Source organism: Microbacterium fluminis (assembly GCF_051549805.1).
Classification (GTDB): Bacteria; Actinomycetota; Actinomycetes; order Actinomycetales; family Microbacteriaceae; genus Microbacterium.
Map to the genome: position 1 here is coordinate 1,399,918 of NZ_CP196042.1, position 18,632 is coordinate 1,418,549.

Consider the following 18,632-nt stretch of genomic DNA (forward strand, 5'->3'; position numbering starts at 1 on the left):
GATGTCGGCACGCTGGGTCCGCGCCGGCCGAGCATTCCGGACGGCAGTCATACTGATGTGGACATTAGTCGCTGTGGGCCCGGGGCGATAGAACTTCGGCTCTGACGTCGGCTGCTCATTAGAGCAGAGCGCGTCGCAGACCTTCTCGTTCTCAGGAGAGGAGGCGCGACGTGAGCGCCTGCCCGAAAATTCCGTACCGCACCCTGGTCTCGGCCGGCCGCGTCCTGCGACGACTTCGACGTGACGCAACTCGTGACGAAGCCGCCGTCCACCCGTGCTCCGCGTGCCACGCCTTCCATCTGACCTCAGACCGCAGGAGCATGAAGAACCGCTGGACCGCGATGGCCCTGCGCGCCACGTGACGAGGGTCGTGCGAAGCTGCGGGCTCGGCTGCGTCAGGTCTTGTGGCTTTTCAGTCGCCGGTCGGGGAGAAAGCCGGTAGGCCGAGCTTGGCGGCCTGGAAGCGCAGTGCAACATCGTCGCTGGCGACTGCCAGATCCCGAACGAATGGCCGTACCTGCAGGGCTCGGTCCACGATCTCCGCGTCGTTGGATGGAAGGCGAACGTGTCGAAGATCATCCATCATGAGCACTGCATAGAGTCGGTCTTGGTGGAGCTCGTGTATGACATGCGGGCCGGCGAACCAGACTGAGAGCGTGCGCAGAGCATTCCGCGCGAGGGTTCGGAGCGGCGTCTTGGTCCCATCTGCTGCGACATGCGACGCGTTACTTGCCTTCAGACCATCGAGCTCGGCCACCACCACAAGCGGGATCCCGAGGGCGATGGGCTGGTCTCGGTCCCAGTCGAGGGCTTTCGCCCATGGGATGTCCGCAAGCTCCTGGATGTGCTGCAGGAGGACGTTGGTATCGAGCACCACGGTCGCTCGGTTTCTCCATATCCCGGTTGCTTTCTCGAGTGACTGGCGAGCGTCGTCGAGCCGCTGCACGGTCATGCGAATGGCGTGGGCTACCGCATCGTGGGTCGCGCGCTGTGAGAGATCAGGCGCGACCTGAGCACGGTCGAAGTCTGCTGTGAAGAACAGGTCTTGGACGTCCTCGATCTCAATCACGGACCTGAGTACCTCAGCATGCTGGTACACCCACTCGACATATGAGGTCACGGGTGCACGGAAGGATTGCTCGGAGCCGAGCAGATCTTCTCCCGCCGACTTCGCGGTCCATAGATGCTGGGCTGCCTGTTGGGCGCGGACGCCGGAGATCAGTCTCACCATACGGGCACTCTATGGACTGTGCGTGCGCGTCTCGTTCACCATTCGTCGCATGCAGGCACATCCGCGGCGGCACCTCCGAGTCGAGTGGGTCCGGAGTATCGCTCCTCCTCCTCATCCGTCTGGATGAAATCCATCTAGCAGATGTGAGGGGCGCGGGATCGTGCGTGGCAGATGAACTGGGGGAGACCGACCCCTGGTTCCGTGGGTGCCGTGCGTTGGATCGTGATAACCGGTTGATCGTTGTCCGCCATCTGGCTGACATGCGGCCCACCTCGAGCCTGTCTAGTGTCCGTCACATCGTTCCCGGCCAGATGCCGGGAGCACTAACAACCAACGGAGGCTGTTCATGTCTGTCAGAGAGTCGCGTCAAACTGGCGGGTCCGCGATGCGCGTCCTGCTCACCGCGTGCGGTGTCGCTATATTGCTCGCAGGGTTCCAGGTCAACCCGGCAACTGCCGCGGAGGCCCCCACCGTTCACACGACTATCGGAGTCGAGGCGGTCAAGCAAGCGAGCGCAGAGATCCCGCCGCAGCCGCTCGCTGATCCCGCGACCGGGCTACCGCTGGCGACGGGCGGTAGCGAGTCGTCACGTGGGGTCGACCCGCGCAATGGCTACTCACGGACATGCGAGAGGGGGTTCGGCGTCGAAGCATGGAATGTTCAGGTGATCGATGCTTGCGCAGGTACGGTCAAGTGGTACTACAACACGGTCTACCGCAAGACGCTGAACGTGCTAGTGATGCAGGCTTCCATGCCTCCGAGGACGACCATCGACCTTGACGCTTGGTGCTCGAGTCACTCGTTCGCGTGCACAGCCCTGTGGACGTTCGTGGGCATGGGTTTCACCGTCGTCTGGGGCATCATTAGTTGATGGACACCATCATGTTCAAGGTGATGTGGAAGACCATCGTCGGCATGATCGTCGGGGGCGTCGGCCTTTGGCTCGCTGGAGGACTCCTATTCGGGTGGGAGAACGCAGCGAAATACTGGTGGATCCTGCCCACAGTCGTAGCCGTAGGCGGCATCACGCAGGGCATCAGACTCAAGGGCCGGGCGCGGCGCTCCTCAGAGTGAGCTCAGCTCGACGCGCGATTACCTGCGCACTCGAGTCCTGTTTCCGCCCTAGGCGAGCAGATCCCGGAGAGGTAGCTGGCCACCTCTCCGGGATCTGGGGATCCTTCAACCGGTCGGAGGCGAGAAGGTGAACTTGACCGGAGGTACGTCCGCGGATGCGGCGATGCACGTGCCCACCGGTAGCGAAGATAGCTCCCAGTCTTCGACGACGTAACCTGACGTCACTTCTTCGATCAGCCCTCGTTGTCGTACCCGCGACTCGAACCGCGAGATCTTGCGGTTTTCGCCGAATCTGTCCCTTACAAACTGGCGAGACGCTCCATCGAACAAGCGGAACGCGAAAACGGTGCCGAATGCGGAGAGAACTGATGCTGCAATTTCCGGCCCATACATGGCTTCGACCTGACGTGTGTTTTGGGTGCCGACGATAAAGCGGAGGCCGAGGGAGCGGCCGAAGTTGAGTCCGTTCGTGAGGTGTGTGAGTTCCGGGAGGAGCGCGAACTCGTCCAGCACGAAAACAACGCGCCCCGCGGCCCGCTGACGAGACATCGCCTCTTTCATCGCTATGTCGAGCATCGTCTTGTAGATGGGGGCGAGCATGCTGCCTGAGGCGATGTCGTACTCGAGGAAGAGCGCGTGGCCGCCCTTCTGGCGAAGGAACCGGCGGATGGAAAAGTCACCCTCTTGTCCGAATGATGAACGAAACGACTCCTGGATGACCTGCTGCATGAAAGCCACGCACGCCATCGCGGACGCTGAGCCTTCCTTCGCGACGTAGTGTTTAGCGCCCTGGATATCCTCGTTGCCAGCACGGTCTAGGAGGTCATGCATCTGGCTCACGGACATGCCCGCGATGCCCAACCTGATATCGCGGTTAGTGCGAGTCTCAGATTCGCGGAGCATTCCGGTGAGGAGCGCGACGAACAGGTCTCGCGCGGCGCTCGCGAAGTAGACGTTGTCCCCCGCGTTTGCCAGCAGGTTGGAGAAGAGCCCATTGCTGACTTCGAGCACCTCATCTTCGACGTCTCGGCCAGGCGGGACCGCCCGGAACTCCTCGAAGACGTTCCAGTACCGTTGGCGTGGGTCTGCGCCAGCCGTTGTGGCCGCGATCACTGCGTCCCCGTCACGGCCGAAAGCGTCGAGGTAGTCCCCCTTCGTGTCGAAGAAGACCAACACGTCATCGGGCCCGAGACCGTGGCGGACGGATCGGATGAGCGCGGTCATCCCGACGGTCTTGCCTGTGCCGATTCCGCCGAGATAGAGGACGTGGCGGCCGAGAGTAGCATCCGCGAAGCCAATTGACGCTCCGATGCCGTTTACCCAGAAGTCGCCCGGGTACGGGCCGATGTGGCCGGCTGCGGACGTGAGCGTGAAGCCGCTAACAACCTCTTCGCTGTAGCTCATCAGAACGACATATCCATGTTCTCTTCCGCGTTGGGGTCGGGTTCCGGGTCTGGGTCCTGTCCGGGCTCGGTGGTGGGCGGATTAGTCTCAGGCGGCTCGCCCCTTGGGCCGGCGCTCGGGTCGGTGCTGATGCCGCGGGTCGCTTCGTCCGGGCTGTCGCTCGTGATCATGGCATCGTCGTGCGAAGGCACGGCCACGAGAGGTTGACACGAGACTGTCGCCGACTCCACTGATGGCTCAAGACCGAGTTGAGCTTGATCACTCGCCACCTGCGTAGAGTCGCCCTCATGGTCCTCGGGCTCTCCCACGGCTTGAACTACATCCGCGTCGGCTAGGGGGACTCGACGGAGCTCATAAGATGCGTCCGCCGACCGCGTTGGGCTGGGCGCCACGCGATCTACGCTCTGATCGGAAGCGCTGAGTTGTGACCTCGCGGCCTCCGCCTGAGGAACATTGGCGACGCCGCTGGCGTCGCCAATGATGTCCTCAAAGGGCATTCCTTCATGCTCGTCGGCCGCCCGAGAACTTGCTTCTACGTGAGCCGTGTCATCAGCCGAGCGCTGATCCGCTGCGGCGGCCTGACCGTCGTCCTCGCCTCCCAGAGCGTCGGCAGGAGGTGGAGGCGCGTTCGGAGCAGCAGTTAGATCTTCCACCCACGGAGCGTCAGTGACGCCGGGAAGATCAAGGGTCGCAGGCGTGGAAGGGTCGGCTGCGTTCGCCGCGTCACACCACGCGACGTATTCATCGGGTTCACTATTGCCCTCGACCTTGAGCGCGTCGTTGAAGCCCTGGGCTCGAGCGGCGTTCCACGCTGGATCCAGATCGAAGTTGTTGCGGTAAGACTGGATGCCGTCGTTGTATTCAGTGGCGTAGCCGCCCTTGGCTCGAACGGCGTTGTACCCGTCGCGGCGAGCGATGTTCAGTCGCTCTTCGTTGCTTCGGACGCGATGACCTCCTTTGCTCATCGCGCGGAACGCGCCCGAATCCTTCCGGGCATTGGCGATGGACGCTCCGACGCTGGCCGCCGCAATACAGAAGCCAGCTCCGATACCCGCGGCACCTGCTGAGCCAGCGTCGATGCCTATCGACATCAAGGTGTCCGAGACCGCTGATGCAGCGGAGGAGGCAAACATCGCGCCAACTGCGGTGTGAGCGACGCTGAGCGCACGCGTTAAGGGTCTCGCCTTGTAGCCCACATCGTTGAGGGTGTGCCACGCGTCCGCGAGACGCCGGTCAGAACCCGGGGGCACGCAACCATTCCAACCGCACCAGCCCGCGTGACAGAAGGGCCGGGATCGTAGTCAGCACTCGACGCGCGATGACGTCGAGGTCCGCACCCGTCTCCAACGCTAATTGCGCCACAGCGGACGGCAGGTCTGCCGGCTCTCGCAACCCCCAGAGCACCCGCTCTAATTCGATGGGAATGACATACGAGTCGGCCGTGTCGGGAGTTTGGCGCACGCGGATGAGGTCGGGGTCGTCGGTTACCGGGTCACCGGGCATGCTTTGCGGGATGACCGTGATGCCGGCGAAACTCCGTATCGCTTCGGCCGGAGTCTTGGTGGCCACTTGAACTGCAAGCCCGGTATTCAGGAGATCGTCGAGGGCGTCCGCCGGCGCGCCAGCCCACGCTAACCATTCGGTGGCCTCGATTCGAGTTCGAGGTGCCCGAAGAAAGAGCAACATGGGCAGGAAGACGGGGTCGAGTTCGCGCCATATTCCTGGTGCGACGAGGAGCTGGACTGGACCGCCGTCACCGTCCGCGTTGTCGCGGAATAGGCCACCGACGAGAACACAGACGGGAGCCGCGTCGCTCTGGACGAAGCGAGCAGGGATGGATCGGGAGTGCGGGCCGTCGACGGACGCCTCCGCTCTCAACTGATCGGGCATCGTGCGTTCCTCCGTGCTGTCGAGTTGCTCAAGTGTGACGTCGCTTCATACCCTGCGGCGACGCCTACGTGCCCGCGAGTGTTCCTCGCGACTGCGCGTCGAGGATCAACGCGCCCGCGTCATAGGCGATGGCCTCGATGTTGTTGACGTCCGCATAAAGAAACGCATCTGAGGCTTGAAACAGGCCCAGCCCACGGGCTGCAATCCAGAACAGCAGGGCAATCGGCCCGAGGACGAGGAAGAGGATGGCGGTGACCACAATCGTGATCCAGTCGCGTGACTCTGCGAACGCGACGGAGTTGCCGACACCGAACACCCCGAGGTATGCCGTCGGCCGCATCAAGCTGAAGATGACGCCGCCACCAATAACGGCGGAGAAGGCGATCAGCAGCCCGGTGATCAGCCCGAGCGGCAGCACTGAAACGGGATTATAGGACGAATAGGAGCTAAGTGAACTCGAAGCGAGCGATGCCGTCAACATGAGGTTCACGCTGCCCAAGAAGATCATGTGCAGGAGGATTCCGATGGCAATGGCGGCCCCCACGGCGCTGAACCCGCGGCGTCGGCGAGTTTCAATGCCCTCGATCTTGTCCAGACGGTGTTCTTGGAACTCGGCGGACGACGAGAAGACCGTCTTGCTCTCCGCGGCGTACACGACCCGCGAGTCGGTCACGAAGAGGAAGCTCCTGATTCGCCCCATCAGCCTCCGTCGGTCGGTGATGGGGTACGTCGCGAGGACACGCTCATCATGAAGAAGCCGGAAGGGGTAGGCCGGCGGAGCCGGCTGCTGTCGAGGCAGAGGCGGCATCGGGGGAAGCGGTGCTGTCTCGCCAGTGTCGTGCGAATCGGGCATCGGATCACTCTCTCGGGATCAGGGATGGTTGTTGGTGCGGTGTAGAGGGCGTGGCGTGTTGGAGCACTCGTGCAGCGACGTGCGGCCGTCGAACAGGGGCCGTCCACGCCAAGAGTCCACCGTGCCCCGAACCACTTTTCGGGGAGACGGTCATGTCGAACACCGTCGGCGCGACTGACACTTGAGCTCGGGGGAAATCGCCGCCGAGAAGCAAACTCCCGACCGGACCACGGCTCACCGGCGAAGCGGTCAATGGTTGGCGACTTCGGCTCGCACGCCGACCAGCGACGCGAACGAACAGGTATGTTGCGGTAGCAAGCAAGAGCGCGGATACGGCTACCGTGATGAGCCCCACGGCGGTGAGCCCCTGCGACTGGAAGCTGACTCGCCCACCCGGGCTTGCGGCGTCGGTCGACCCAGCGCTGACCCATTTGCCGAGTGGCAGCGACACCGCAGTCGGCATGGTCAGAGTAACGCCGTGTGCGCCGATCACGGATTGGAGACCCGACTCAAAGTCGTAGGTCGTGGTGGCTCCCAGGACAGTGGACCCTGGGAGATCCTCCGTGCGGAGTCCTCCCGCGGACGCCCACGATGAGTACGCGCGGTCGAACTCGCTCGCCGAGGCGGCGATTGTCACCGTGAATGAGGTCGCATCTCCCTCGACGGACTTCGACAGCGCGCCGACGCCATCCGGTGGAGCGAGTAGTTGCTCGAAACCGTTGCCCAGAAGTTCGGCCGTAGACGTCGAGACGGTGAACTTTGTCGTCGCGGTGGTCGTTCCGAACAATCCGATGTCCAACTGCTGCGCTATCGCGTCGAACTCTGGCACGAACTCCAAGGCAATCGGGTCCGTTCCAGCGGTGTCAATGGTCAGCGGTGCCGTTGAGAATTGTGAAGGCGCGCGAAGCTCATCGGTGAGAGGTGAAGCGCTGCGCGCGCAGACGCTCGCGCAGCTGGCCGTGTCTCTGACCGTCAGAGTCAGGGTGGCCTTGTTCTGGGCGCGACCAACCTCGAGCACAGTACCGGAGCTTCCTAGCGCGGTGTCCGTTGCCGTCGCCACCTGTTTGGCGGTCCCCGTAAACGTCATGACCCACTGAAGACCGTTGCGTTGGAGTCCGGCGCCCTCAGGTGTCGCTGTGGTGAAGAACTGCTCGTACCGTGCAGTGTCGCTTCCCGGCGCTGCCACGTAAGTGATCGTCCGCCTGACGATGTCAGCCTCGGACACGTCTGTGGACATGCTGACGGCAGCAAAGCCCGCGTTGTCCACAAGGTCCGCGCGGATGGCGCCTCCCGTCTGAGGGATCACTGCCTGTCCGTAGCGCAACTCGGTTGAACCGACTTCGTACGCATTAGTGGTACTCGTCGAGCCCCCGAGTACGCCGTCTTTCTTCAGCGCGGCGAACAGCCACTGAAGCAGCGACGCGCTGGTGTAGCTCTCATTGATCACGACCCCGCGGACGAGAGTCGAATCCGAGACGGTGAACGTCGGTGGGGTGACGAAGTCGCTGTCGAGAGCGAGGAGAGCTCGCGCCTTCACGACGTAATCTGCCGGCGACGTAAAACGCATCGTGAGGGTCGCGGACAGCGCACCTCCCGCACTTACCTGGAGACCGGAGTACTCGAGCTGACTGGGCAGGCTTGCGCGTATGGATTCGTCAGCGGCTGCGACTCCCCCCACGAGCTTGTCGACATGGTCCGCAGGGAGTGTCAACGTCATGACTCGCGCACCAGAGCCGTCCGCACTCACGCTCAGGACGGTGTCGATGCGCGCTCCACATCCCACCAGGAGAAGAGTCAGAACGATAGCGGCGACGAATGTCGATTGCAGTCGTTTTCGACTATCCATCGGCGCTCCTGGGTTTAGCTATGCACACCGTATTGCAACGGATCGATGCAGTCAGGATTGGGGCTGTCACTTCCATATAGATTCCGCACGCGCCAACTTGAGCACACTTGCAACTCCGACCATGAAGCCCGCGAACGAACGCGAACTACCCGACAGTTCCGATGCTGAGCGCGATCATTATCCCGTCGCCCGAGCAACGACACTCTTAGGATCGCCACTGGTGACGCCAATGACGCCGCCAACGAGTCCCGCACGGAGACAGGCGCGCATCCTCGAACGAGCCCTTCATACAAACTGCCACAGCACCAGAACGAAGATGAACGCTGCCAGGACGAGAGCTGCGGCAAAGAGGACGATCAACCTCGTGGGCGAGGAGGCGTAGCCCTCCTCCCTCCTCTTCCTGAAGTGAAAGATGCTGATCCCGATCATGGCTGCGACCAGCACAAGGATTAGCACGACTATTAGAAGTCCCATGATCGTGTGCTCCTAGAACCCGCAGATGAGCCCGACAACGACTGCGTCGATGCCCGCTCCCGCCGCCAATCCAACGCCAACTGCGTTGAGTGCAAGGCCGACTGGACTGCCGACGACAGTGGCATCGACGGCGAAGCCGGCAAAGAACAGTACTCCGCCGGTCGCAGCAATCCCGGTCGTCACCCCCTTGAGTATGTTGCATTCGCTCTCTGTCAACATTCCCGAGGGGTCCTTGCCGTTGATCGGGTTGCAGTTGGCGTAGGCGTAGGGGTTCTTCTCTTGGCCGCTGGGGTCCATCTGTGTGAAGCGGCCGAGGCTGGTGTCGTAGTAGCGGGCGCCTAGTTTGTAGATGCCGTTCCCATCGTGGTGTTCGTCGATGTACCGCAGAACGTTACTCGTCACGGCCGTGTTAGTCCCCGTTGCTCGGGTTTCGCCGTAGGGGCTGTACGAGTACCCGCCCTTGAAGGCGCCGGTCCCGTCGAAGATCCCGACCACGGAGCCGAGGTGGTCGTGGACGTAGTAGTAGTGCTGGTGGTTGGTCCCTCTGAGCACGCCTACGGCGTTGCCGGCCGGGGTTCGGGCGTAGTTGTCGACGGTCGACCCGGTGGTGCGCTGTATCAGACCGAGCGCACCGTTGTCGAACGTGACGTTGCCCTGAGACAGGCGATCCGCATTCCCGGTGCCGAAGTAGCTACGGTTGTTGCTGCCGAGCGCGGTCATCTGGCCGCGGTCTCCGAACGTGGCTGTGGTGCCACTGAGGCCGTTGCGGGTCTGGTTGCCCGATGCGTCGTAGGTCCAGGTGGTGGTCTGCCCGGTGACTGAGGAGATCTGATTCGCCGCGTTGTATCCGTAGGTGATCGTCCCGGCGGTGGCGCCGGTGGCGCCAGCACGGACCTGTTGTGTCCGGTTGCCGTTGTTATCGTACGCGTACGCCCACGAGGCGGTGCCGGTCGCGCCTGACATCTCTTGGGCGAGTGTGAGGCGGTTACGAGAGTCGTAGGTGTAGCTGGTGACCGCACCCGCGGTGATGCCCTGCTCCTTATAGGCGGTTCGCGCCTGCACATTGAAGCGGTCGCCGGTCCCGCCGGTGGGCGTGTATGCGTAGCCAATGTCGACGGCGGTTGCCCCGCCGGCGGCGTTCGCGGTGATGCGGGTGGGCCGGCCGGAGTTGTCCCGGGTGGTGATGGTGGTCGCGCCGCCCGAGAGGATGCGTTTGGTTTCGGCGCCGTTGACGTCGTACTCGAATGCGACGCATTCGGCTGGGCAGGTGTGGCCCGATTCTTGGAGCAGGGTCAGCTGGTTGGCGTCGTCGTACGTATACGTAGTGGTCTCGCCGCCGATGCCGGCGGTCAGCATGTTGCCGACCTTGTCGTACGTGAACAACTGGGTCACACCTGGCCTGGGGCCGTTCTGCTCGGTGATGCGTCCCTGGTGGTCGTAGTTGAAGTGGAGCGTGCCCGCGGAGTCGATTCGTTCATGCTCGAGCCCGTTGTCGTAGTAGTTGATGGAGACGGTTTGCCCGTTCTGGAACGTGGTGAGAACGATGCGGTCGCGGAGGTCGTACTGGTAGCTCGTGGTATCGCCCCGCCCATCGGTAACGGTCGTGATGCGGCCGAGCGAGTCGTGCGTGTAGGTCGTCGCTCCCATCGGGGCCGGCGGGGTCACCGTGGTGAGGTCGCCGGCAGCGTTGTAGGCGTAGGTGGTGATGTTGCCGTTGCCGTCCTTGGTCGTGCAGACCTGACCGGCGAACCCGCCGCAGGTACCGTAGGTCCGCTCGAACTCTGTCACCGCAGTGGTCGACGTGGTGTCCGTCTGCTTCGTCACGTTGCCGACGCTGTCGTACTCATACTGCTTCTTGTTACCGGCATCATCGGTCGAACACTTGGGCTGGTAGGCGGTGCCGGTGTTGGGTGCCGTGCAGTTGACTCCGACCGCGTACACCGCGGCCGCGGCCGCGCCGGTGGGAAGCTGTGCGTTGGTGCGGTTGCCGTTGCCGTCGTACGTGTACGTGCTCACATTCCCGGTCGCGAACGCATCGGTCGCCGAGGCGACGTCGCTGTTCGCGGTCCAGGTCTGTGAGCGCGTGCGACCCAGAGCATCCATCGCGGAGGTGACGCGACCCGACGTGTCGATGGCGTAGGTGGCAGGGTGACCGTTCGAATCGGTGACGACCGTCTGCCCCGCCGAGTACGCGAAGCTCGTCTCGACCCCCGACTCCTGCTCGACCAGAGTGACCCGGTGTGAAGAGTCGTAGGTGAACCACACGGTGGTCGTCGCCGCAGCCGCGCTCGGCACAGTCAATGACTCCAATCGGCCGGTGGAATCGTAGGTGTAGGTCGATATCGCGCCGTCCGCGTTCGTGACCTTCTTCAACCGGTTGGACGCGTCGTATTCGTACGCGTGCGCGCGGCTCGCAGAGTCGGTGACCGTGGTCAACTTCCCGCCGCTGTACGTGACGGTGTAGCCGCGACCATTCGCGGCCGTCACGCTGGTGACCTTGCCGGCCGTGGCCCCGGAGCCGTAGCTGTAGGTCTCACCGACCCCGTTGCGATCCTCGGTGGACGTCAACCAGCCGCTCGTGGAGAACTTCCACTTCTCGCTCGTCTTGTTCGACTCCACCACGTATCGGGCGGTCGTAGAACCGGTGTCCGTGGTCAGCGAGAGGTTCGACCCGGCCGGCGCGGTGTACGTCGACCCGCTCGCGGTGAACCGGAACTTCGCGCCATTGACGGCGAAGTAGTCGACGTAGGTGCCGCCGTCGACGACGCCGACGTCGTTGGCTCCGTTGTTCGTCTGCCATCCGCCACCGAGGCTTCCGTTGAGGGTGGATAGTCCGTTGTAGTAGCGGTCCTGCCGCAGCCCGAAACCGGGGACGGCGATGGCCGACTCCGATGCCTTCACCAAAAGGTTGCCGTTCGCGGTGTTGACGCGGACCGTGGTGTCGGAGGACACAGCAAAGTCCTGGAACGAGAACCACGGCAGCTCACCGACCCCGGGAGCACCCGCAACCGTCCCTGCCGGCGCACGCATCTGAGAACCCGACTCGGCGGATGAGAAGCGGTCCTCCGAAGGCGGAGCCCAAAGGTCCTCCGGGAGATGACGATCCTCCGGCACGACCAGCGCCACGGCGTTGTCGGGCGGCAGCCACGCCGTGCTCGGCGTGGGGTCGTCTGCCGCATGCACTGCTGTGGCGGTGAGTGAAACGATGACCGACGCGATTGCGAGCGCGGCAACAGAACGTTGTGAGTGACGCACAGATTCCCCCCGGATGGTGCGTAAGTTCAGAAGCAGCTCGGTACCCGTCGTCCCGACGCCTACCTCTTGGGGGATGTAACCACATCTCGCAGGAGCGACTCAGGTTGCTCGAATCGCAATGTCACCCCGCCCAGATGTCAAGTTGCACCGCCGCACATCGAGCGACGGTGCAATTTGACTAGCTCGACGGCTTGCGGTGATGCGACCTCTCTCCTATGGCGTGAAGCTCAGCTCGTTCGAGGTGTTGCACAGGAGTCCACTTCTCCGGGGACGCGACCCGAACTTCATCCATTCGGACGAAGCCAACACCGACCAAGCTGCGATGGATACACGACCTGTTCGCTCAGTTGCCCACCTGACGTCGACGACACACAAGCCGCGCCGTGCCCTGGCGAGCTCTCGATTCACCTCCGAGACCTCTCACCTATCCTCACGGCGGCGATGGTCGACCTCTGCATCATTGCGAGCGCTGGCGGCGAGGCGTTTTTCGCCTCGGACAATCAGGTACGCGACGTGGCCATTGACGCACTCATCCGTCTTGGCGAAACGCGTCTCAGTTTCCCCATGCACTGGCAGCCGGGCAGCACACGGTGAACAGCGGCAGCCTGTGTGAAATCGCACACATCCTCGCTACGCGTGGCGGAACGCTGACGGGGTTGAGCGTGTGGCAAACAGTGCGGCTCCTCGTAAGCGCCATGCCCTGAACGACGGCATCGGATTCTTCTGACGCCCGCACAGGTCAACGATCCTTGAAGTAGGCGAAGAGCTGACGTTCGCGGACAAGATGCACGCCCGCTATCGTCCCCAGAGCCGCACCGAGCGCACCGAGGATAGGAGTGGTAGCGGCTGTGGCGAAGAGGGCGACGGCATCAGGGAAGCCGACAGTAGTCGAGTACACAGCGCCCGCCGCTGCGGAGATGGCCGCCGCCGGCACGAACCAGCTCGCACCCTCGAGCAGCATCAACTGATGCAGGTGCCCCTTCCCGAGTCCGTCGTGCAAGCGGGCGGCGAGCTCCAACCGTCGCAACCGCACGGACAGAAGACCGAGAGCGACCCCGATTACCGCCGCGATCAGGGGGGTGAGACGCGTGGCACGGTCGACGAACTTGGCGTGCCCGTCGAATGTCGTGCCGAGCTGCGTGTTCAGTTGGCTTTCGAGGGCCTGGCCGCCGCTTGCGGAGAAGTCCACTGTCAGTGCGGTACTGAGGACCAGAGTTCTCAGGTCCGGCTGAGACGGCCAGACTTTCACCCAGCACTCGTCGTACGTGCCCTCAGCGGGGGTGGTCGCGAGGAGCGCCCAAGCGAAACCAGGGCGTCGACCGTCGGCCGGGTACTTGTAGGTGCCGTCAACAGGGATCGCCGTTCCGCCGGTCGCGGATATTGACTCACCCACATCGACGCTCAAAGACTGAACGACGTCCGTGGGCACACTCACTCCTCCCATCCCTCTCCGGTCGACGTCGAACACGTTCAGCATTCCTAGCGTCACTTCGTATACCGGGAGTGGTGCCGCCGGCAGCAATGCCGCAACGACGGGGGACGCAGAAGCCCGTAGCGCCCCCGCGGACTGCACGGCTGGCAGTTCGTTCAGTCGTTCGCACCCGGCACCGTCGATGCCGGCCGAGGCGGTCACCGTCATCACGGACGCACCGCGGGCTTGGTACTCACGCGCGTCTCGCACGAGCGCGCCGACAGCCATGGTGTCGGCGAGGACCAGCGCACTAAGTAGCGCGCACGTCAGGGTGACGAAGATAAGCGTCCGGGAAGTGCCCGTTGCGATGTCGCGCCACGCCTCCGCCCAAACCTCGCGTGTCTTGATCATCGCGCCGCGAAGTCCATGATCGGAGGCGCCCACCTCGCGAGGTCGATCCGGTCTGTGCACGCCTCGACGGTCTCTGGATCATGTGTCGCGACGATTACGACCCGCCCTTCCGCGCTGATCTCAGAGAGCACGCTGTTGACGGTGTAGGAGGTGGCGGCATCGAGCTGTGCAGTCGGTTCGTCCACAAGCAGGAGATCGGGGCCGGCTGCCACGGCTCGCGCCAGCATCAGCCGCTGCGCTTCACCCCCAGACAGCTCCCGGAACGGGCGGGCCGCCACAACCTCGAGCGAGAAGCGAGCCAGTAAAGCTTTTGCTTCCACTTCGGCGGCACGACGATCTGACCCGGCCACTAGCAAGGGGAAGACGATGTGGTCCAACGCCGTGCGCCGAGGCGTGCCGTGTGAGTTCTGGAACACCCAGCTGCTTTTGCGCACCGCAACACGGTCAACTGCTCCTTCTGCGGGCTGCGTCCAGCCCGCGATGAGCGCAAGAAGTGAGCTCTTTCCCGAACCTGATGGGCCCGTCAGCGCGTAGGTGCGTCCGGTCTCGAATTCGAAGCTCAGGCCGCGAAAGAGCCAAGGTGCCTCGCCGAAACGATGCCCGACGTCGCGCAGCTCTACACGCATTGCCGCGGACCGTCGATCCGTACTCGGTCCGGCAGTTCCTGCTCGGTGAACAGCACCAGGGTCTGCCCCAAAGCGGATGAGACGACCGAGACCGTCGCCGTGCCAGAGGGTGTCGCAACACACGCGCCGGATGTCGGGTCGAGCGTGACCGCCGACGGCGGGAGAGCCACGACGTTGACTGGCTCCACCAACCGGAGGGTTGCCGTCAGGGTAACTGGCCCTGTGCCGTCGCCGAGTGCGCTGCGGTAGGAGGGTGTACTGAGGATGGCACTGAGGCCACTCGGGTCTTGCGGCGTGAGCTGGTCTGTGAGCGGGATGACCACGCGATCTATCAACAGTTCACGAAGCCCGGCCTGCAGCGCCGGAATGTCGCCGAGCTGCACCATCACAGTTGGTGTTGTCTCGCCTAGCACGTCGCCGGCGTTCATCGGGGTGCCGACGGCTGCGCAGTTACTCGGGGACACTTCCGGGGTTGGCAGCCAGATCACCTGATCAGTGTTCAGCGACTCTGGGTCGATACTGACTCCCGACGCGGCAAAGAGCGTGCGGGCAGCATCGAGGTCTCGCCACTCCAACGCATCTCCGCTTGACGGAGCCAGCCCCAGTCTTGCGAGCTCCCCCTTTACCGCCACCGCGTCCGCGCCTTTGGTACCCGGGGTTAGCGCGCGCCAGAGCGGGATCGCTGTATGGAGTAGCAGGAGTCGTGTTCCGTCGATGGTGACAGTCGATTCGCCCGACTTCCAGACTTGTCCCTGGTCGCACCGCATCTCGGTGACGAGTCCCGTAACGGGCGCCCGCAAGGCAACGGTCGCGCCCTCCTGTACGACGACGTCGAACTTTCTTGGGTCGTCACTGGGCTGGGTTGTGACACCGAGCCATTCTGGGCGCTCCGCTTCCGCCAAGGTCGGAGGAGCGCTCGGCGCAGCGATGACGATGGTGACCATCACGCCGGCAGCAGCGCCAATGAGAAGCACCAGTAGCGCGAACGCCGAGGAGACCCATAACTTGCGGGCCTTCATCAGCCTTGGAACGACGGGTTGCTATTGCAGGCCCAGAAGACGTCTTCTTTCGACGTGCCCATGAAGGAAAAGCTCTGCGAGGGGTTGTCTCGGAGGAACTGCTCTACCGTGTAGTCCGCGCTCACTAGCCCGTTCCGCTTGAGGCATTCGGTCATCCGTTCCTCGAACGGCACGTTGTTCGGGTTGCTGCTCATTGACCGCCGCAGACCATTGATCCACGACTCCCCACTAAATGACTCGCACCCTCCCAGCGCCTTCTCTAGCTCATCGCCCTTGAGAGTGTTCCCCTCGAGGCTATAGGCGCCCGACGCGTCGAAGCCTTTGAAGTCCATCCCGTACTGAGACAAGCAAGACGCCATCCGCGTGGTGACCTCGGCCCACTCCTGGTCGGAGATGACCTGGTCGCGGATCACTGCGCGAACGAAGTCAGACTGCGACTGATCCCAAGCCGCTCGCAAGTCCGCGGCAAACGGTCCGGAAAAGTCCGGCCTGTCCTGCTCGGTCACAGTCGGCGCTTCCGGGGGCACAAACGATGAGTCAGTCCCCGCTGCGCACCCGCCGAGAGTGAGCGTCGCGAGGATGAGAAAAGAAACGGCTACCCGGCGCACGAGAGTTCCCTGCTTCAGTGTGGTCTCAATTAGGTCAGATCTGGCATAGGGCCGGATGCCTGACCATGAAGCACCCGGCCCTGGGCGGTCAGATGTTGCGCGACCCGCTGGCGTGGTACCAAGCGGCCCGGTTGCCGTTGGGCTCCGCCGGAATGCTCGCCTTCGCCCATTGACCGGCTTCGCCGTATGCGCGAAGGAGCGAGCCCCTGTCGTTGTACGCCGTCGCTCGGTGGTAGAACGCCGGGTGGTGGTACTCCGAGTAGTTCCAGATCTGTCCGACGCCGTAGACCCAGGTGCCTCCAGCCGGGTACTCGGTGGTGGCGTTGGCTGCGACAGCGCCTCCGCCCACGAGAGCGACCGCGAGCGCGGCGCTGACCGCCGCCTTGATGGCGAACTTCTTCATGACATTTTCCCCTTTTCCCGCGCCACCCGTCATGGCGTCCTGCGTCACGGTAGCTCGGCGTGAGCGGCCCCAAGTGTCCGCCGAACGGCGGACAATCGCGGCCCCTAACCACCATGACTCGCGGAAAGTCAGCCCTGGAGACCCCCACGCGCGATGTCGTCAAACCCAAGATTTCGTCTCTTTGAATGAGGCCGCACCCGATCAACCGACCATGCTTGCGCCCGACCCACGAGCGAAAGCCACTCGGGGAGGTGACGGCCCAGAGTGATTGATGGCCAGCGAATGCGGTCACGAGACCCGTTCGGAGCGGGCTATACCGCGGGGGTTAGGGACCACTACGACCCTGTGGCAGTCACTCGCCCCGCGACAGGTCACGTTCGCCAGCTTGCCGATCCGTGATGGGGTTTCGGATCGCGTGGCGCGACGGCAGGCAAGAGGATGTGGCCCGGCGAACTCCGTCCGCTAGTCCATCTGGATGAAATCCAGTTCCAGTTTGATGGCACCACAACGCAGCAATCTCGGCACTTGCCGGACATGAGCGGACGCACCGAATGACGGCGTCTTGCCGCGCAATCTGTTGATTGCGCTGAGTGGCTCCGTGGCCTTCCTCACCGGTCTTCAGCGGTGCTGCTTGCCACCAACTTCACCCTTCAGAGGTTTGACAGCCGTCCACCGCACCAGGACGCTCAGATCAACACTTGTCGCCCAGAGTCGCTCGTCGAAAGCTTCCCGGAGGGGTGGTGATGAAGAAGGTTGCAGGATTTGGTGCTGCAGGGCTCGTGTCCTGCCTCGTTCTTTCAGGGTGCAGCGACGCGCCACGCATTGCCGGTGACCGAGCTCCTTCTCCGGCCCCCACAGTCGACATAGTCGCGCAGCGAACCGCTCAAGGCGCTGAGGGCATCACGATTACTTGGCCGCTGGACTCCGCCAGCATCATCATCACTTCGCTCGGTAGTTCCAGCTGTCCACTCGTTCCGCTGCGTGTCGAGGGCGACCAGAGGAATGTCGTCGTCCTCGACCGCGACACCGGAGGAAGCGATGTCTGTACGGCCGACATCAGCCCCACCAGCTCGACTATTGCCCGCCCTGCTACTTGGGCTCCCGGCACCGCGATTCGGGCAACCTACCGCGACAACGAGGTCCTCTTAGTCCCCGAGTAACCGACAACCGATATGAACCAGAGAGAGATATGCGCAAGTCATTCATTCGCACCCTGTCCGTCGCCGCCGGTGCAGCGCTCCTGGCCATATCCGGATCAGTACCTGCGTTCGCAGACTCAGAACCCCCCTCTGACGCTCCTCCTGAGATGGACATACCGATCACCACGGACCTGAAGACCCTTCTCCCTCCGGTCTCAGAAGAGCTAATGAACTGGGCATCGTCCACCCAGGACGCTCTTGCGGATAACTCGCAGTTCTCGACAGTCAATCTGGCTGACGACCGTAAGTCGGCACAGATCTATTGGTATGGAGAGCGAACTCCGGAGTTGACTGGTGCGCTGAAGGAGGCACCTTCGGCGTACACCATCTCCGTCGTCCCCACAGCCTATGAACCGGGCACTCTCCGTCAGGCCGCTCTCGACCTGCTCGACGCCGGCGAGTTCGACGGCGCAGCCGTCACCGCCACATGGCCGAAGTATGACGGCAGCGGCATCGGCATCAAGGTCGACCAGCTCGCCTCGAATCGCTCCGCAGACGTGCCGCTGTACCAGGGCCTGCCGATTGAGGTGAGCGAGGGTTCAGCCACGCCGGCGGTCGGCCGCCAGGACGACAATTTGCACATCGGAGGGTCGAGGCTCATCAGATCCGCTTCCGGGAGCCAGTGCACCCTCGGATTCGCCGTCCAGGCTCCTAACGATCCGAGCCAGTACGCGCAGGGTGGAATGTTTGCCTCACACTGTGGAGACTCGGGCGATCAATGGGTCCGACCGTCATCCACCGGCACGTACTACTACATGGGCACGACGGCCTCCGAGGTGAATGACCGCGACGGCGCGATCCTTCACGGCACGTTCTTCCAGCCTGCCGTCTACATCGGCAGCTACACCAGTGACGCGTATGTGGGGATCACGGGTGTCAACAACCCTGTCAACGGAACCGAAATCTGTTACTCTGAATCGGCCTGACT

17 protein-coding genes are annotated in these 18,632 nt (G+C 63.3%); 4 read left to right on the forward strand and 13 right to left on the reverse strand.

From position 1 onward, the window contains the following. Positions 1-412 precede the first annotated feature (412 nt). Positions 413-1,231: a PIN domain-containing protein gene (locus tag ACSJDX_RS06615; protein WP_438354753.1), complete on the reverse strand. Its 819-nt coding sequence runs from the start codon at positions 1,229-1,231 to the stop codon at positions 413-415. Positions 1,232-1,616: 385 nt separating this feature from the next. Here ACSJDX_RS06615 and ACSJDX_RS06620 point away from each other — a divergent pair, with 385 nt between their 5' ends. Continuing rightward, positions 1,617-2,102, forward strand: coding sequence for a hypothetical protein (locus tag ACSJDX_RS06620; RefSeq protein WP_438354754.1), 486 nt, complete (start codon positions 1,617-1,619; stop codon positions 2,100-2,102). Further along, entirely contained in the window at positions 2,102-2,305 is a 204-nt protein-coding gene (locus ACSJDX_RS06625; protein WP_438354755.1) for a hypothetical protein, read from the forward strand. Before ACSJDX_RS06620 ends, ACSJDX_RS06625 begins: the two co-directional genes overlap by 1 nt. A gap of 105 nt (positions 2,306-2,410) precedes the next feature. Here the strand turns inward: ACSJDX_RS06625 and ACSJDX_RS06630 are convergent, their stop codons facing one another. The 7 genes from ACSJDX_RS06630 to ACSJDX_RS06660 form a co-directional block, all read right to left on the reverse strand. Continuing rightward, a complete protein-coding gene (locus tag ACSJDX_RS06630) occupies positions 2,411-3,709 on the reverse strand; it encodes a type IV secretory system conjugative DNA transfer family protein (RefSeq protein ID WP_438354756.1) in 1,299 nt (432 codons plus the stop codon). Beyond that, complete coding sequence (locus ACSJDX_RS06635; RefSeq protein WP_438354757.1) at positions 3,709-4,905, reverse strand: hypothetical protein; 1,197 nt, start codon at positions 4,903-4,905, stop codon at positions 3,709-3,711. Before ACSJDX_RS06635 ends, ACSJDX_RS06630 begins: the two co-directional genes overlap by 1 nt. A 37-nt stretch (positions 4,906-4,942) precedes the next feature. Continuing rightward, entirely contained in the window at positions 4,943-5,599 is a 657-nt protein-coding gene (locus ACSJDX_RS06640; protein WP_438354758.1) for a hypothetical protein, read from the reverse strand. A 64-nt stretch (positions 5,600-5,663) separates the two neighbouring features. Then, on the reverse strand, positions 5,664-6,452 hold the full coding sequence (locus tag ACSJDX_RS06645; protein ID WP_438354759.1) for a hypothetical protein: 789 nt from the start codon (positions 6,450-6,452) through the stop codon (positions 5,664-5,666). A gap of 4 nt (positions 6,453-6,456) precedes the next feature. Further along, complete coding sequence (locus tag ACSJDX_RS06650) at positions 6,457-8,169, reverse strand: hypothetical protein (RefSeq protein ID WP_438354760.1); 1,713 nt, start codon at positions 8,167-8,169, stop codon at positions 6,457-6,459. A gap of 414 nt (positions 8,170-8,583) precedes the next feature. Further along, on the reverse strand, positions 8,584-8,772 hold the full coding sequence (locus ACSJDX_RS06655) for a hypothetical protein (RefSeq protein WP_438354761.1): 189 nt from the start codon (positions 8,770-8,772) through the stop codon (positions 8,584-8,586). A 12-nt stretch (positions 8,773-8,784) separates the two neighbouring features. Then, on the reverse strand, positions 8,785-11,724 hold the full coding sequence (locus tag ACSJDX_RS06660) for an RHS repeat-associated core domain-containing protein (RefSeq protein WP_438354762.1): 2,940 nt from the start codon (positions 11,722-11,724) through the stop codon (positions 8,785-8,787). Between the two features lie 744 nt (positions 11,725-12,468). Between ACSJDX_RS06660 and ACSJDX_RS06665 the strand changes: the two genes are divergently transcribed. Continuing rightward, entirely contained in the window at positions 12,469-12,621 is a 153-nt protein-coding gene (locus ACSJDX_RS06665) for a hypothetical protein (RefSeq protein ID WP_438354763.1), read from the forward strand. 145 nt (positions 12,622-12,766) lie between these two features. Here ACSJDX_RS06665 and ACSJDX_RS06670 read toward each other — a convergent pair whose 3' ends face one another. The 5 genes from ACSJDX_RS06670 to ACSJDX_RS06690 all read right to left on the reverse strand — a co-directional run bounded on the left by ACSJDX_RS06670 (position 12,767) and on the right by ACSJDX_RS06690 (position 16,505). After that, a complete protein-coding gene (locus ACSJDX_RS06670; protein ID WP_438354764.1) occupies positions 12,767-13,849 on the reverse strand; it encodes a hypothetical protein in 1,083 nt (360 codons plus the stop codon). Next, positions 13,846-14,475 carry an ATP-binding cassette domain-containing protein gene (locus ACSJDX_RS06675; RefSeq protein ID WP_438354765.1) on the reverse strand — a complete coding sequence of 210 codons (630 nt, stop codon included), beginning with the start codon at positions 14,473-14,475 and terminating at the stop codon, positions 13,846-13,848. The genes ACSJDX_RS06670 and ACSJDX_RS06675 overlap by 4 nt, the downstream gene beginning before the upstream one ends. Next, positions 14,466-15,494, reverse strand: a complete 1,029-nt coding sequence (locus ACSJDX_RS06680) for a hypothetical protein (protein WP_438354766.1) — start codon at positions 15,492-15,494, stop codon at positions 14,466-14,468. The genes ACSJDX_RS06675 and ACSJDX_RS06680 overlap by 10 nt, the downstream gene beginning before the upstream one ends. Next, the gene (locus ACSJDX_RS06685; protein ID WP_438354767.1) at positions 15,494-16,000 is read right to left on the reverse strand and encodes a hypothetical protein; all 507 of its coding nucleotides are present in this window, start codon (positions 15,998-16,000) and stop codon (positions 15,494-15,496) included. Before ACSJDX_RS06685 ends, ACSJDX_RS06680 begins: the two co-directional genes overlap by 1 nt. A 190-nt stretch (positions 16,001-16,190) precedes the next feature. Continuing rightward, positions 16,191-16,505, reverse strand: a complete 315-nt coding sequence (locus tag ACSJDX_RS06690) for a lactococcin 972 family bacteriocin (RefSeq protein ID WP_438354768.1) — start codon at positions 16,503-16,505, stop codon at positions 16,191-16,193. Between the two features lie 1,306 nt (positions 16,506-17,811). On the opposite strand from ACSJDX_RS06690, the gene ACSJDX_RS06695 reads away from it, so the two are divergent. Then, on the forward strand, positions 17,812-18,630 hold the full coding sequence (locus ACSJDX_RS06695; RefSeq protein ID WP_438354769.1) for a hypothetical protein: 819 nt from the start codon (positions 17,812-17,814) through the stop codon (positions 18,628-18,630). Positions 18,631-18,632 lie beyond the last annotated feature (2 nt).

What these genes read in the sequence shown, in the direction of transcription:
- ACSJDX_RS06665 (WP_438354763.1), top strand. Translation starts at nt 12,469, where the DNA reads ATGGTCGACCTCTGCATCATTGCGAGCGCTGGCGGCGAGGCGTTTTTC.
- ACSJDX_RS06640 (WP_438354758.1), bottom strand. Translation starts at nt 5,599, where the DNA reads ATGCCCGATCAGTTGAGAGCGGAGGCGTCCGTCGACGGCCCGCACTCC.
- ACSJDX_RS06655 (WP_438354761.1), bottom strand. Translation starts at nt 8,772, where the DNA reads ATGGGACTTCTAATAGTCGTGCTAATCCTTGTGCTGGTCGCAGCCATG.
- ACSJDX_RS06625 (WP_438354755.1), top strand. Translation starts at nt 2,102, where the DNA reads ATGGACACCATCATGTTCAAGGTGATGTGGAAGACCATCGTCGGCATG.
- ACSJDX_RS06620 (WP_438354754.1), top strand. Translation starts at nt 1,617, where the DNA reads ATGCGCGTCCTGCTCACCGCGTGCGGTGTCGCTATATTGCTCGCAGGG.
- ACSJDX_RS06670 (WP_438354764.1), bottom strand. Translation starts at nt 13,849, where the DNA reads ATGATCAAGACACGCGAGGTTTGGGCGGAGGCGTGGCGCGACATCGCA.
- ACSJDX_RS06615 (WP_438354753.1), bottom strand. Translation starts at nt 1,231, where the DNA reads ATGGTGAGACTGATCTCCGGCGTCCGCGCCCAACAGGCAGCCCAGCAT.
- ACSJDX_RS06695 (WP_438354769.1), top strand. Translation starts at nt 17,812, where the DNA reads ATGGACATACCGATCACCACGGACCTGAAGACCCTTCTCCCTCCGGTC.
- ACSJDX_RS06675 (WP_438354765.1), bottom strand. Translation starts at nt 14,475, where the DNA reads ATGCGTGTAGAGCTGCGCGACGTCGGGCATCGTTTCGGCGAGGCACCT.
- ACSJDX_RS06630 (WP_438354756.1), bottom strand. Translation starts at nt 3,709, where the DNA reads ATGAGCTACAGCGAAGAGGTTGTTAGCGGCTTCACGCTCACGTCCGCA.
- ACSJDX_RS06645 (WP_438354759.1), bottom strand. Translation starts at nt 6,452, where the DNA reads ATGCCCGATTCGCACGACACTGGCGAGACAGCACCGCTTCCCCCGATG.
- ACSJDX_RS06690 (WP_438354768.1), bottom strand. Translation starts at nt 16,505, where the DNA reads ATGAAGAAGTTCGCCATCAAGGCGGCGGTCAGCGCCGCGCTCGCGGTC.
- ACSJDX_RS06650 (WP_438354760.1), bottom strand. Translation starts at nt 8,169, where the DNA reads ATGACGTTGACACTCCCTGCGGACCATGTCGACAAGCTCGTGGGGGGA.
- ACSJDX_RS06680 (WP_438354766.1), bottom strand. Translation starts at nt 15,494, where the DNA reads ATGAAGGCCCGCAAGTTATGGGTCTCCTCGGCGTTCGCGCTACTGGTG.